Consider the following 13,458-nt stretch of genomic DNA (forward strand, 5'->3'; position numbering starts at 1 on the left):
ACTTGTGAACGGGTTCTCGAAGGCCACGATTCGGGGGTGGTTCCCTCCATGTTCGTCCGCGACGCCATGACTACCACGATCCTCACCATCGGCCCGGCCCACACCCTGCGCCAAGCGGCCCGTCTGATGTCGGCGCGCCGCGTCGGCTCCGCCGTCGTCCAGGACGGCGACGCGGGAGGCTTTGGCATCCTCACCGAGCGCGACATCCTCGACGCGATCGGCATGGACCGCAATCCCGACCTGGAGACCGCCGACGCGCACACCACCCGGGACGTCGTCTACGCGGCGCCGACCTGGACCCTGGAGGAGGCCGCGGAGGCGATGACCCGCGGCGGCTTCCGCCACCTGGTGGTGCTCGACGACCTCGGGCCGGTCGGCATCGTCTCCGTACGCGACATCGTCCGCTGCTGGGCCCCGGCCCGGCTGGCCGCCTGACGACGCCCGCACACCCCCGGGCCCCCGAGCCGGGAGGTACGCGGGCCGGGACGGACCACGGGAGCCCGGCCACCCACACCGTCCACCCCCACGTCCCAGATTCTGGACAGAGTCCAACTCGAACCCGTATCCAAAATCACACTCATTCAAGAACAGCCCGCTCGGCTGTTAGGCTGACGCCCATGAGTGACCTGTTGGAACGACTGCGCGGCCGCGGATGGCGGATGACCTCGCAGCGTCGCGTCGTGGCCGAGGTGCTGGACGGGGAGCATGTGCACCTGACCGCGGACGAGGTCCACTCGCGCGCGGTGGAACGGCTCCCCGAGATCTCCCGGGCGACCGTCTACAACACGCTGGGCGAAATGGTAACGCTCGGTGAGGTGATCGAGGTCGCCACCGACGGCCGCGCCAAGCGGTACGACCCCAACGCCCACCGCCCGCACCAGCACCTGGTCTGCGCCCGCTGCGGCGCGATCCGCGATGTGCACCCGGCGGGCGACCCGCTGACTTCCCTCCCCGCATCCGAGCGCTTCGGCTTCGCGATCTCCGAGGTCGAGGTCACCTATCGCGGCATCTGCCCCGGCTGCATGGCGGCCGGCGTCTGACGCGACGCGCTTCCTGAACGAAACAAGGCCCCTGCCCGACGGCGGGGGCCTTTGTCGTACGCGCCCGCGCTTCCCGCGTGTACGCCCACCCGCGCACAGGGCCGGACAACGGCGAAGGCCCGGATCGTGAGAAACGATCCGGGCCTTCGGCTACTGAGTAGCGGGGACAGGATTTGAACCTGCGACCTCTGGGTTATGAGCCCAGCGAGCTACCGAGCTGCTCCACCCCGCGTCGGTGAACCCAACCTTACGGGACGGCTCCGACCAGAGCAAATCCGTATCAGGGCACCCTCACGGCACACGCGCCACACGCGTCCCACCCGTCACACGACAGCGTCACGCGGTCAGCTCCTGGTGCAGGGCCTCGCTCAGCCGGGCCGCCCGCTCGGCGACCTCGGACGGGCCCAGTTCCACGGCCCGGTCGCACCAGCGGCGGCCCTCGGTCAGCTCCCCGCGCCGGGCGGCGAGCAGGGCGAGCCGGAGCGCGGCCCGGCCGTGTCCGGCGTGGGCGGCACGGGTCCACCACAGGGCGGCCTCGCGCTCGCCGCCCTCGCGGGCGAGCAGCAGCCCCAGGTTGAAGGCGCCATTGCGGGAGCCCGCCTCGGCCGCCTCCCGGTACCAGCGGGCCGCCTCCGCCACATCGCCCCGGTCGGCGGCGAGCATGCCGACCCGCACCTGGGCGCGGCGGTGGCCCTGGCCCGCGGCCCGCTCGTACCACTCCTCGCACTCGCTCTTCTCGGCGCGCGGGGCGCCCAGCACCACCGGGCCGGGGGCCGGCCGGCGCGCGTCGAGGACCGTGGCGAGCCGGTAGGCCGCCTCGGCGCTGCCGCCGCCCGCCGCGCACCGCAGATGCCGTTCGGCGCCCTGCTCGTCGCCGTCGCGCAGACAGGCGATGCCGACCTGGAGCGCGGCCTCGGTGTGGCCGGCGGCCGCGGCGCGCTCGTACCAGATCAGGGCGGAGCGGTCGTCGTCACGGCCCGCGTAGAGGATGCCGAGGTTGAAGGCGGCGTCGACGCTGCCGGCCTCGGCGGCCTTGGAGAACCACGGTTCGGCGCCGTTCGCGTCACCGGCCTGGAGCAGCAGGACGGCGAGCGCGTTGGCCGCCTCGCGGTGTCCGGCATAGGCGGCGCGGCGGTACCACTGCTCGGCCTGGGCGACGCGCTCCTGGGCGGCGCAGAGCAGACCGAGGTTGTACGCGCCGTTCACGTCGCCCGCGTCCATGGCGGCGCGGTACCAGCGCTCGGCGGTCTGCTGTTCGCCCCGGGCGGCGTGCAGCGCGCCGAGCGCGTTGGCGGCGTTGCCGTCGCCTTCCTGGGCGGCCCGCAGCCACCACACGGCGGCGCTCTCCTCGTCGCCCGCGTCGCGCAGCAGGAAGCCGAGCGCGCACGCGGCCTTGGCCTCGCCGTCCTTGGCGGACATCAGATACCAGCGGCCGGCCTCCTTCAGCTGGCCGCGCTGTTCCAGGATCGCGCCGAGGTGCAGGGCGGCCTTGCGGTGGCCGCGCGCGGCGGCCTGCCGGAACCACTGCTCGGCCTCGGCGAGCCCGCCCGCGGGCCCGCTGTCGGTGGCGCTCCCCGCCGCGGCTTCGCCCGTACGGGGAAGCGGCATGACACCGATGTCACCGCCGGGAGTGACGGGCGCGGCGGGTGCGGCGGACGGGGCGGGGGCGACGGGCGGGAAGGCCGCGCGCAGCCGGGTCCCGGTGCCGGGGCCGCCGCCAGGGCCGTACGCGTGCGGTCCGCGGGCCGGTTCGGTCGCCCGGTGCTCCAGGGCGAGGGCGAGCCGGAAGGCGGCCTCGCGGTGGCCCTGCTCGGCCGCGGCGCGCAGCCAGCGTTCGGCGCCGACGTCGCTGCGGTGCTGGAGCAGATCGGCGAGCGCGAAGGCGCCGAGGGCGTGGCCCTGCTCGGCGGACTGGCGCAGCCAGTACTCGGCGGCCGGCTCGTCGCCGCGCTCGCGGTGGTGCCGGCCGAGCGCGTGCGCGGCCGGCGCGGAGCCCGCGACGGCGGCGACCCGCCACCAGGCCGCGGCCTCGTCCGGGTAGCCACGCTGGTGCAGCAGCACGCCCAGGTTGTTGGCCGCCGCCCGGTCGCCCTGGGTGGTCGCGGCCCGCAGGAACGGCTCGGCGCCGTCCAGGTCCCCGCGGCGCAGCAGCATCGCGCCGAGGACGCTCATGGCCGCGGCGTCACCCTTCTCGGCGGCGAGGCGGTGGCGGGCCTCGGTCTCGGCCTCGGTCTCGTGGTCGGTCTCGTGGTCGGCGGCGGTGCTGCCGACGGTGGCATCGACGGCCCCCGCGGCCTCGATGATCTCGTCTGCGGCGTTATCGGCACGCCGCTGCACAAACCGCCCTGTCTCCAACAGAGTTGCCCTGTCCCCCATAAAACCCATCGTCGCACCACCCGCAACCCGCGTACACCTGGTATACCGCAGCCCGTGAGGTCACTTCAGCGTTTTGTCGACATGCCCACAGAGAGACAAGTGAAACACGTTTGGCACCAACTCGCCTCTCTCGTACCGCCCTTCGGGGGACACGGTGCGTCCCGAGACGCACCAAGGGCCCGAATCCAATTGGATTCGGGCCCTCGACTGCAGTAGCGGGGACAGGATTTGAACCTGCGACCTCTGGGTTATGAGCCCAGCGAGCTACCGAGCTGCTCCACCCCGCGTCGGTAAACCAACCGTATCACGACGTGGGATGGAGCCTGGACGACGATCAGCCGCCCGCCTTCGGGGAGGGGTCGGCCGACGGGTCGGCGGAGGACTTCGCCTTGCCGTCCCCGTCCGTCTTCCCGCTCTCGCCCGCCTTCTGGTCACCGGCAGCCTTGTCCGCGGCCGCCTTGTCCCCGGACTTCTGGCCGTCCGTGGCCTTCTGGCCGCCGGCGCCGGCGTCGCTCTTGAGCTTCGCCCCCGCGTCCGCCGCGCGCTGGAGCGCGTCCTGCAGCGCGGCCTGGGCCTTGCCGTAGGCGTCCCAATCGGGCTTACGGAGCGCCGCCTCGGCGTCCTCGTACGCCTTCTGCGCGTCCGCGATCGCCTGCTTGAGCGCGGCGTCGTTGGTCGTCGGCTTCGTCGGCTGGGTGGTGCCCGGCTGCTGCGCCGGCGGCGGGGTGGCCCCCTCGCTGCCGAACACCGCGTCGAGCGCCTCCGCGAGGTTGTCCTCGAAGACCGTGACGTCCTTCGTGGTGCCGCCCTTGGGCTGGTCCGCGTCCACGTACGACACCGCGACCTTCTTCATCAGCGGGTAGTGCGCGTTGCGGCCCTGCGCGTACACCGGCTCCACGTACAGGAAGCCGCCGTTGAGCGGAACCGTGAGCAGGTTGCCGTACTGGATGTCGGAGTCGGCGCCCTTCATGTCCCGGACGAAGTTGGCCACCGCGGGCAGGCTGTTGAGCTTGTTCTGCACCTGCTGCGGGCCGGGCACGTCCTCCGTGACGGTCAGCAGTCTGATCCGGCCGTAGTCCTTGCTGGTGGCGTCGGCGTCGACGGCCATGAACGCGCCCAGGTTGGGCCGCCCGTTCGGCGTGAACGTCGTCGTCAGCGAGAACCGCTGGTCCGTCTCTCCGGGCATCTTCATGCTCAGGTAGTACGGCGGGACGGCGGTGCCGGCCTTGTCGGTCGGGTCGTCCTGCACCTGCCAGGCGTCCGAGCCGCTGTAGAAGCGCTCGGCGTCCTCGACGTGGTAGCGGGTGAGCAGCTCGCGCTGGACCTTGAACATGTCCTGCGGGTAGCGCAGGTGCTCCATGAGCTCCGGCTTGATCGCGTCACGCGACTTGACCGTGTCGGGGAACGCCTTCATCCAGGTCTTGAGGACCGGGTCCTTCGTGTCCCACTGGTAGAGGTTCACCGTGCCGTCGTACGCGTCGACGGTGGCCTTCACCGAGTTGCGGATGTAGTTGACCTGGTTCTGCTGGGCGACGACCGCGCGCTGCTGGTTGCCGACCGTCAGCGCGTCGGCGGTGGTCTCGCCGAGCGTCGTACGGGAGGCGTACGGGTAGCCGTTGCTGGTCGTGTACGCGTCGACGATCCACTGGATCCGGCCGTCGATGACCGCCGGGTAGGCGTCGCCGTCGATGGTCAGCCAGGGAGCGACGGCCTCGACCCGCTCCTTGGGGGTGCGGTTGTACAGGATCCGCGAGCCGTCGCCGATGGCGCCGGAGTAGAGGATCTGCGGCTCGCTGAACGCGACCGCGTACGCCGCCCGGTTGAAGGTCGACGAGAGGCTGACGCCGCTGTTGCCCTTGTAGCTGGTGGTGCGCTCGCCCTTGCCGTCGTAGTCGAGCTCCTTCTGGGGCCCGCCGACGATGGAGTACTGGTCGGTCTTCTCGCCGTAGTAGACGCGCTGCTCGTACGTCGGGAGCATCCCGCTCGTCGGCAGCCCCTGCTCGGTGAAGACCGGGGAGCCGTTGGCGTCGGTCTGGGTGCCGGCCGCCAGGATGGCGCCGTACCCGTGGGTGTAGGTGAAGTGGTCGTTGATCCAGTTCCGCTTCGGGATGCCCTTGATGTTGAGCTCACGCAGACCGACGACGGTGTCCTGGCCGTCGTACCGGTCGACGTCGAGGGTGAGTGGGAACTGGTAGTACTTCCGCTTCTGCTCCAGCTGCTGGAACGTCGGCGACACGATGTTCGGGTCGATCAGCCGGTAGGCGGCCGCCGAGTCGGCGTCCGCGCGCAGCTGGTCCTTCGCCTTCACCGTGGACTTGCCGGAGTACTCCTGCGGCTTGGTGGAGGCGATGTCGTACGCCTTGCGCGTCGCGTCGATGTTCTTCTTGATGTACGGCGCTTCCTTGGCCTGCTCGTTCGGCTGGACCTGGAACTTCTGCACGATGGCCGGGTAGAGGCCGCCGATCAGGACCGCCGAGAGCACCATCAGACCGAAGCCGATCACCGGCAGCTGCCAGGTGCGCCGCCACAGCGTCGCGAAGAACAGCAGCGCGCAGATCACCGCGATGCAGAAGAGGATCGTCTTCGCCGGCAGATAGGCGTTGGCGTCCACGTACCGCAGCCCGGTCCAGTTGCCGGCCGCCTTGAAGTCGCTGGACTTCACCGCGAGGCCGTACCGGTCGAGCCAGTACGCGACGGCCTTCAGCGTGACGAAGACGCCGAGCAGCACCGACAGGTGTCCGGTCGCGGCACCGGTCGCGCGGGCGCCCGGGCTGGTGACGCGCAGCCCGCCGTAGAGGTAGTGCGTGGCCGCGGCGGCGATCAGCGACAGGACGGTGGCACCGAAGCCGAAGGCCAGCAGGAAGCGGTACCAGGGCAGGTCGAAGGCGTAGAACGACACGTCCAGCTTGAACTGCGGGTCCTTCTCGCCGAACGGGACCCCGTTCACCCACATCAGCCAGGTGCGCCACTGCCCGGAAGCGGAGGCTCCGGCGATCAGGCCGACCAGCGCGGTGACCGCGAGCAGCAGCCACTTGCGGAACGGCGCGATTCCCATCCGGTAACGGTCGAGACTCTGCTGTTCCTGTGACATCGCGCTCAGCGGCGGCCGCAGCCGGTACGCGAGCCAGATATTCAGGCCGACGGCCACGGCCATGATCAGACCGAAGACCAGGAAAAGGCCGATCTTGGTCCACAGAGTGGTGGTGAACACCGAGGAGTAGTGGACCGAACGGAACCAGAGCCAGTCCGTCCAGAAACCGGCGAACATCACGAAGACCATGAAGAGCACGGCCAGGACGCCCAGGGTCATCAGGAGCGTACGGGCGCGACGGGACGGCCGGCCGACCCGCATCCTCGGTCCGGACGGCCCCGACGGACCCCTGCCGCCTCTGCCGCCTCCGCGGTCCGGCATCTGGAAAGCCAACGTACGCCCCTTGAAGTTGATGCGTGAGATGCGTCGATCTCCGCGTGCAAGAACAGGCTCCGCGATCGTCGGAGCCCACTGTTGCAACTTACTGAGGCTTTACCTAGTTCCCGACTTTCGGGAAAGAGGAGGCAGGATATTGCTCATGTCCAATGTTTCCCCCTCCGGCCCTCCGATGGCCGCGAGCCCCCTCACCCGCGCGGTACTCGAAATCGACGAGTACGCCTCGGGCCTCGGCTGGGACCGTCCGGCCCGGCTCTTCGCCCTGGTCGACACCGCCCGGCTGCGTGCCTCGGCGCCGTCGGTCGCCCGCCAGCTCACCGGTGCCGGCGGCGAGGCCGGCGCCGCCGGCTACACCCCCATCGAGCAGGACCAGCTGCCCGCCGGAACCGCTCTCGACGAGTTTCTGGGCACCATCGCCTGGCCCGACGCGGTGGCCGGCTGCGCGCTGACGGTGGAGCGGCTGATGCTGCCGCCGTCGGCCGAGGGCTCCGTACCGAAGGGCCTGAGCGATGCCAAGCTCGCCAAGTGGGTCGCCGCGCACCCGGACCGCCAGGAGGTCCGGATGACCGTCGCGGTGCTGCGGAACGGCGCGCGCGAGGCGGCGATCCGGCTGCGCGAGAAGGACTCGGCGAGCGAGGTGCTGACCGGTCCCGACCTGGTGCCGGGTCTCGCGGACGCGCTCGCGGCGACCTTCGAGTCCTGACCCTGCCCTTGGCCCTGGCCCCGACCCTCGGGGTTTTCGGGCCGGTGGCGGTGTACGGGTACGGGGCGCGCGCCCCGTACCCGTACACCGGCACCTACACCGGCGCGTACACCGGCGTGGTTCAGCTCTTCGAGCAGCCGGGCAGACCCGTCGTGTCACCCGTGCGGAGCTTTTCCAGGGAGTTCCTGGCGTCGTCGATGTTCGTCACCTTGATGAGCGTCAGCCCGGAGGGCGTGTCCGCGGCGGCCGCGGCGCAGTTGTCGGCCGGGGTGAGGAAGTAGCGGGCGCCCGCGTCGCGCGCGCCGACCAGCTTCATCTCGATGCCGCCGATCGGGCCGACCTTGCCCGCGTCGTCGATGGTGCCGGTGCCGGCGATGAACTTGCCGCCGGTGAGCGCACCCGGGGTGAGCTTGTCGGCGATGCCGAGCGCGAACATCAGACCGGCGCTCGGGCCGCCGACGTCGGCGAGCTTGATGTCGACGGTGAACGGGAAGACGTGGTCGGTGCCGGCCTGGATGCCGACGACGGCCCGGTCGCCGTCCTCCTTGGACTTCGCGGTGGTGAGGACCACCTGCTCGGTCACGGACGTGTCCTGGTGCGTCTTGGCCGCGGCGGCGGCCTCCTTGGCCGGGCTGATGGTGAAGGTCACCTTCTGGCCGGGCTTGTGCCGGGTGACGAGCTTGGCCACGTCACCGGGCTCCTTCACCGGCGTACCGTCCACGGCGCGGATCACGTCGCCCGCGTGCAGCTTCCCCTCGGCGGGGGTGTCCTTGACAACGGAGGCGACGACGACCCGCGTGGTCACCGGGATGTCCAGCTCTTTCAGGGCGGCCACCTTGGCGCTCTCCTGGGACTGGCTGAACTCCTCGGCGTTCTCCTGGCTGGACTGCTCCTCGGTCTTGCCGTCCGGGTAGAGCGTCTCGTGCGGAACGACCACGCTGTCGTGGGCCAGCCACTTGTAGACGGCCTCGATCGCGTTCATCTTGTAGTCCGCGCTGGTGACCCGGACCGTGGTCATGTTGAGGTTGCCGGAGGTCGGGTACGTCTTCTTTCCCGAGATCTGCAGCACCGGCTCGCCACGCGCCTCGCCGAGGGTGTTCACCGTGGGTCCCGGGCTCATCTCGGAGTACGGCACCGGGATGAGGACGCCGACGCAGAGCAGCGTGATCAGGATCAAGGTGGAGGCGAGCATCGTCGCGGTGCGGCGTGGCATGGAACGACAGTACGGGACCTGCCTGTGCGCGCACTCCCGGGGCGGTCCGTACGAGGATCAGCCGGTACCGGTGGTCGCGGCGGCGGCCCTGGCCTCGCGCTCCGGCAGCGCGGAAGCGGAGGCGGGATCGGGCGAGGGGGCGGGATCGGAGGGGTGGGACCGCTCCATGGCGTCCCGGAATCGCGCGTAGCCCGCGAGCTCGGCGACGTCCCCGATGGTCTTGTTACGGGAAGCCCAGCTTCCCCATATCGCCGTGCCGACGACTGCGAAAACCGGAATCAGCAACCAGGCCAGCGCTGCCATCCCGACCTCCCATCCCCAGTGGTCCCCAATGAGTGGATCAGCAGACTATTCATCCGCAGCATCAACGCTGCTGCCTGGGGGGCGGTTACGCAAATCGGGCGGTCGGCTACGACTCGTCGGCGTGGCGCCTTGCGTGATCGGGCGGGCGACGTACGTCGGTCGGGCTGAGCGCGGGCGCCTTCGACAGGCGTCCCTCCCCCAGCCTCCGGCCGGGGGACCCCCAGACTCAAGGGAAACGTCTCAACAGGCTCCCACCCTCCCCCAGCCTCCGGCCGGGGGGACCCCCAGACTCAGGGTGAACGTGTCAGCAAGCTCCGACCCACTCCTCGGTCCCGTCCGAGAAGCTCTGGTGCTTCCAGATCGGGACCTCGTGCTTGAGGTCGTCGATCAGCTGCCGGCACGCCTCGAAGGCCTCCCCCCGGTGTGGACAGGAGACCGCGACGATCACCGCGAGGTCGCCCACCCGCAGATCGCCCACCCGGTGGACGGCGGCCAGGGCGCGGACCGGATGGTTCGCGGCGACCTTCTCGGCGACCCGGCGCAGCTCCGCCTCGGCCGTCGGGTGGCAGGAGTAGCCGAGGGCATCGACGTCGGCGCCGCCGTCGTGGTTGCGTACCGTGCCCACGAACAGGACGATGCCGCCCGCGGCGTCGTCGCCGACCGCGCGGAAGACCTCGTCCACCGAGAGCGGTGTGTCACGGATCGCGAGGAGCTTGATCGGGTCGTCCGAGGCCCGCTCGCCGGGGTGGTCATACCTGTCAGCCATGGGCCCATCGTGCCGTACGGCGCCGACAGGCGGTAACCACGTCTCCCCGGACGGCCGCCCGGGACCGTTCCGCTGCGGGTCCCCGGGCGCGTTTGGGGCGGGTCCTACAGACCGCGCCGCTTGCGCATCTGCCGGACCAGGGCCGCCGTACCGAGCAGCGCCACCGTGGCACCCGCCGCGCCCGCCGCCGTCGCGTCCTTGCGGCCGAGCCGGCGTCCCGCGACCGTGTGCCGGCCCTCGGCCTCCTCCAGAAGCGCGGCCAGCACCTCCTCGTTGGTCCACTTCGGCCGCCAGCCCGCGTCGTGCAGCCGTCCGACGCTCACCACCCAGGGGTGCATGGTGTACGCGAGGTCGCCGGCCGGCGAGGGGGTGAGGCCGATCCGGTGCAGCCGGGCCGCCGTGCCCAGCGCGACCGCCGAGGGCAGCTCCATGCGCCGGATCCCCGACAGTTCCTCGATCTGTTCCTGCTCCAGCCAGCCGTCGCAGCCGACGGCGAACTCCCCCTCGACCTTCCCCAGAGCCGCGTACTCCAGCGCGCTCACCAGGTCCTCCACATGGCAGAACTGCCAGGTGGGCCGGGATCCGGCGACGACGAGCAGCCGGGGCGACTCGAAGTAGCGGGTCAGCGCCGTGTCCGTACCGCCGACCAGGACGGCGGGCCGGACCACGGTGACGTGGAGGCCGGGGTACGCGCGCGGGGCGCGACGGGCGAGGCGTTCGATCTCCAGGAGGTCGCCGACGCCGGTGGCCTCGGCCGTGGCGCGCAGCTCGGCGTCCTCGGAGAGCGGGATGTCGTTGTCGGGCAGCGCCCCGTAGACCATGGCGGAGGTGCACAGCACCACCCGGCGCACCCCGGCCGCCGCGGCGGCCGTGAGCACGGTCTGGGTGCCGCGCACGTTGTACGCGGTGCGCGCGGCCGGGTCGGTCTCCAGGTCGAGGTCGACCGCGAGGTGCACGACGACGTCGGCGCCGCGCAGCTTCTCGGCGATGGCCGGATCGCGCACGTCGAGGATGTGCCACTGCGCCTCGGGGACCTCCCCCCGGCGTTCGTCGATCGCGACGACCTGCTTGATCTCGTCCGATGCGGCAAGGCTGCGGGTCAGCAGGTCACCGACCCCGGACGCGGCACCGGTGACCGCGACGACGGGGCCGCGCGCGGCGGACCGGGTGGACGGGTTTCGCGCTGCGCGAACCTGAGATTCTGGGGAACTCACCGGGCGTCTCCAGCGGTTGTCTTCAGTACACACCCGCGTGACGTGTGCGTACCAGGTGGCGTCCATCCTGCCCCAGGCCCCGGCCCGGCGGAGCACCGAGCCCTGATCCGGTGCGGATGTCGCGGTGGCCCGCCGCCTCGCGGACCGGCGGGCCCGGCCCGGTCCGCGCGTCACCGCCTACGCTGGTGGTGTGGAGTCGGGGAGGCGAGCCAAGCCGAGAGCCCGCCGCCGGCAGGAAGCCGGTGGCCTTACGAGCCGAGGAAACCTGTGAGTGACACCCCATTCGGATTCGGCCTTCCGCCGGAGGAGCCGGAGAACGGCGACGAGGGCAAGAAGAAGGACCCCGCCGGAGGTGGCCAGGGGTCCGGTGGCCAGGGCGGCGGCAATCCGTTCGGGGCGAACCCGTTCGGCTTCGGCGGTCTGCCGGGCATGGGGGGCGGCCAGGGCGGCGGGGACAACCCGTTCGCCGCGATGTTCGGATCGATGAACCCGCAGGACCTGGGCGCCGCCTTCCAGCAGCTGGGCCAGATGCTCAGCTACGAGGGCGGTCCGGTCAACTGGGACATGGCCAAGCAGATCGCGCGCCAGGTCGTCGCCCAGGGCACGTCCGACGGCACCAAGGACGAGAGTGTCGGCCCCGCCGAGAAGGCGGCGGTCGAGGAGGCGGTGCGCCTCGCCGACCTGTGGCTGGACCAGGTGACCTCGCTGCCGTCCGGCGCGAACACGGCCGTGGCCTGGAGCCGCGCGGAGTGGGTCGAGGCGACCCTGCCGGCCTGGAAGCAGCTGGTCGACCCGGTCGCCGAGCGGGTCGGCACGGCGATGGGCGAGGTGCTGCCGCAGGAGATGCAGGCCATGGCGGGCCCGCTGATCGGCATGATGCGCTCGATGGGCGGCGCCATGTTCGGCCAGCAGATCGGCCAGGCCGTGGGCGTGCTCGCGGGCGAGGTCGTCGGCTCGACGGACGTCGGTCTGCCGCTCGGCCCGGCCGGGCGCGCGGCGCTCCTGCCGCTGAACATCGCGGCCTTCGGCAAGGACCTGGGCGTCCCCTCGGACGAGGTCCGGCTGTACCTGGCCCTGCGCGAGGCCGCTCACCAGCGTCTCTTCGCGCATGTGCCGTGGCTGCGCTCGCACCTGTTCGGCGCCGTCGAGGGCTACGCCCGGGGCATCAAGGTCGACACCTCCAAGCTGGAGGAGGCGGTGGGCCAGCTCGACCCGTCGCACCCCGAGCAGCTGCAGGAAGCCCTTCAGCAGGGCATGTTCCAGCCGGAGGAGACCGCCGAGCAGAAGGCGGCCCTGGCCCGTCTGGAGACGGCGCTCGCACTGGTCGAGGGCTGGGTCGACGCGGTCGTACACGAGGCCGCCAAGGCCCGTCTGACCTCGGCGGACGCGCTGCGCGAGACGCTGCGCCGGCGCCGGGCGACCGGTGGCCCCGCCGAGCAGACTTTCGCCACCCTGATCGGTCTTCAGCTGCGTCCGCGCCGGCTGCGCGACGCCTCGCGCCTGTGGGCCTCGCTCACCGACGCGCGCGGCATGGACGGCCGGGACGCCCTCTGGGAGCACCCGGACATGCTGCCGACGGCGACCGACCTGGACGACCCGGACGGCTTCGTGCACCACGAGCAGCCGGACTTCTCCGAGCTGGACAAGATGCTCGGCGAGGCCGCGAAGGGCGGCGCCCAGGGCCACGCCGAGGGCGGGGCCGAGGACGGCGCCAAGGACGCGGACAAGAGCGCCGAGGCCGGGGACAAGGGCGAGACCGGGGACAAGGGCGAGGGCGACGGCCCGGCCCGGGGCGACGACAAGGACGACACCGAGAAGTGAGCCTGTACGACGACGCGGTCCTCGTGCTCAAGGAGTACGAGGACCAGCCGGAACTCCGTGATGTCTATCTGGCGCACCTGGCCGAGCACCCGGACGGCATGTACAAGCCGTGCACGGCCGGGCACGTCACGGCCAGCGCGCTGGTGATCGTCCCCTCGCGGGGGCAGGTGCTGCTGACGCTGCACCGCAAGCTGAACATGTGGCTCCAGATGGGCGGCCACTGCGAGCCGGACGACCGGACGGTCGCGCAGGCCGCGATGCGCGAGGCGGCCGAGGAGTCCGGCATCCCGGATCTGACGCTGCTGTCCGGCGGCCCGGTGCGCTTGGACCGGCACCCCATCCCGGGGACCTGCCAGTGGCACCTGGACGTGCAGTACGCGGCGCTCGCCCCGGCCGGGGCCGCCGCGGCGATCAGCGACGAGTCGCTGGACCTGCGCTGGTTCGGCTACGACGAGGTGGCGGACGTGGCGGACGCCTCGGTGGTCCACCTGGTGGAGCGCACCCGCGCCCGGCTCGGCTGACCTGCGGGGCCCGTGGCGGACCGTGTGAGCGGGCCGCCACGCGGACATCGCGTAAGGGGCGGTCTCCCATGGAG

Annotated in this window: 11 protein-coding genes and 2 tRNA genes; 5 read left to right on the top strand and 8 right to left on the bottom strand. The window is 71.6% G+C overall.

The window, feature by feature from the left end; genetic code table 11:
• Window positions 1–48: 48 nt before the first annotated feature.
• Window positions 49–435, top strand: a complete 387-nt coding sequence (locus ACGFRB_RS28315; RefSeq protein WP_393247159.1) for a cyclic nucleotide-binding/CBS domain-containing protein — start codon at window positions 49–51, stop codon at window positions 433–435.
• A 182-nt stretch (window positions 436–617) separates the two neighbouring features.
• Window positions 618–1,040, top strand: a complete 423-nt coding sequence (locus tag ACGFRB_RS28320; protein ID WP_363001474.1) for a Fur family transcriptional regulator — start codon at window positions 618–620, stop codon at window positions 1,038–1,040.
• 158 nt (window positions 1,041–1,198) lie between these two features.
• Here ACGFRB_RS28320 and ACGFRB_RS28325 read toward each other — a convergent pair.
• The 4 genes from ACGFRB_RS28325 to ACGFRB_RS28340 form a co-directional block, all read right to left on the bottom strand.
• Window positions 1,199–1,272, bottom strand: a tRNA-Met gene (locus ACGFRB_RS28325).
• Between the two features lie 104 nt (window positions 1,273–1,376).
• Entirely contained in the window at window positions 1,377–3,425 is a 2,049-nt protein-coding gene (locus ACGFRB_RS28330) for a tetratricopeptide repeat protein (protein WP_393247041.1), read from the bottom strand.
• 204 nt (window positions 3,426–3,629) lie between these two features.
• Window positions 3,630–3,703, bottom strand: a tRNA-Met gene (locus ACGFRB_RS28335).
• Between the two features lie 47 nt (window positions 3,704–3,750).
• Window positions 3,751–6,828 carry a UPF0182 family protein gene (locus ACGFRB_RS28340; RefSeq protein ID WP_393247043.1) on the bottom strand — a complete coding sequence of 1,026 codons (3,078 nt, stop codon included), beginning with the start codon at window positions 6,826–6,828 and terminating at the stop codon, window positions 3,751–3,753.
• A 157-nt stretch (window positions 6,829–6,985) separates the two neighbouring features.
• Here ACGFRB_RS28340 and ACGFRB_RS28345 point away from each other — a divergent pair, with 157 nt between their 5' ends.
• Window positions 6,986–7,546, top strand: coding sequence for a PPA1309 family protein (locus tag ACGFRB_RS28345; protein ID WP_363001480.1), 561 nt, complete (start codon window positions 6,986–6,988; stop codon window positions 7,544–7,546).
• A 121-nt stretch (window positions 7,547–7,667) separates the two neighbouring features.
• On the opposite strand, the gene ACGFRB_RS28350 is transcribed toward ACGFRB_RS28345, so the two are convergent.
• The 4 genes from ACGFRB_RS28350 to ACGFRB_RS28365 form a co-directional block, all read right to left on the bottom strand.
• On the bottom strand, window positions 7,668–8,759 hold the full coding sequence (locus ACGFRB_RS28350) for a PDZ domain-containing protein (protein ID WP_393247045.1): 1,092 nt from the start codon (window positions 8,757–8,759) through the stop codon (window positions 7,668–7,670).
• A gap of 57 nt (window positions 8,760–8,816) precedes the next feature.
• Window positions 8,817–9,062, bottom strand: coding sequence for a hypothetical protein (locus ACGFRB_RS28355; RefSeq protein ID WP_363001811.1), 246 nt, complete (start codon window positions 9,060–9,062; stop codon window positions 8,817–8,819).
• 304 nt (window positions 9,063–9,366) lie between these two features.
• Window positions 9,367–9,828 (bottom strand): molybdenum cofactor biosynthesis protein MoaE, encoded by a 462-nt coding sequence (locus ACGFRB_RS28360; RefSeq protein WP_363001484.1) that lies wholly within the window; start codon window positions 9,826–9,828, stop codon window positions 9,367–9,369.
• Between the two features lie 104 nt (window positions 9,829–9,932).
• Window positions 9,933–11,042 (bottom strand): SDR family oxidoreductase, encoded by a 1,110-nt coding sequence (locus ACGFRB_RS28365; protein WP_363001486.1) that lies wholly within the window; start codon window positions 11,040–11,042, stop codon window positions 9,933–9,935.
• Window positions 11,043–11,309: 267 nt separating this feature from the next.
• Here ACGFRB_RS28365 and ACGFRB_RS28370 point away from each other — a divergent pair, with 267 nt between their 5' ends.
• The gene (locus ACGFRB_RS28370) at window positions 11,310–12,863 is read left to right on the top strand and encodes a zinc-dependent metalloprotease (protein ID WP_393247047.1); all 1,554 of its coding nucleotides are present in this window, start codon (window positions 11,310–11,312) and stop codon (window positions 12,861–12,863) included.
• The gene (locus ACGFRB_RS28375; protein WP_393247049.1) at window positions 12,860–13,384 is read left to right on the top strand and encodes an NUDIX hydrolase; all 525 of its coding nucleotides are present in this window, start codon (window positions 12,860–12,862) and stop codon (window positions 13,382–13,384) included. Before ACGFRB_RS28370 ends, ACGFRB_RS28375 begins: the two co-directional genes overlap by 4 nt.
• The last annotated feature ends 74 nt before the right edge of the window (window positions 13,385–13,458 follow it).

Origin of the sequence: Streptomyces sp. NPDC048718, assembly GCF_043198875.1 — a bacterium.
In the GTDB taxonomy this organism is placed as follows: domain Bacteria; phylum Actinomycetota; class Actinomycetes; order Streptomycetales; family Streptomycetaceae; genus Streptomyces.

Bases quoted from the DNA above. Each gene is read 5' to 3' on its own strand.
- ACGFRB_RS28315 (WP_393247159.1), top strand. From the start codon at position 49: ATGTTCGTCCGCGACGCCATGACTACCACGATCCTCACCATCGGCCCG.
- ACGFRB_RS28320 (WP_363001474.1), top strand. From the start codon at position 618: ATGAGTGACCTGTTGGAACGACTGCGCGGCCGCGGATGGCGGATGACC.
- ACGFRB_RS28330 (WP_393247041.1), bottom strand. From the start codon at position 3,425: ATGGGTTTTATGGGGGACAGGGCAACTCTGTTGGAGACAGGGCGGTTT.
- ACGFRB_RS28340 (WP_393247043.1), bottom strand. From the start codon at position 6,828: ATGCCGGACCGCGGAGGCGGCAGAGGCGGCAGGGGTCCGTCGGGGCCG.
- ACGFRB_RS28345 (WP_363001480.1), top strand. From the start codon at position 6,986: ATGTCCAATGTTTCCCCCTCCGGCCCTCCGATGGCCGCGAGCCCCCTC.
- ACGFRB_RS28350 (WP_393247045.1), bottom strand. From the start codon at position 8,759: ATGCCACGCCGCACCGCGACGATGCTCGCCTCCACCTTGATCCTGATC.
- ACGFRB_RS28355 (WP_363001811.1), bottom strand. From the start codon at position 9,062: ATGGCAGCGCTGGCCTGGTTGCTGATTCCGGTTTTCGCAGTCGTCGGC.
- ACGFRB_RS28360 (WP_363001484.1), bottom strand. From the start codon at position 9,828: ATGGCTGACAGGTATGACCACCCCGGCGAGCGGGCCTCGGACGACCCG.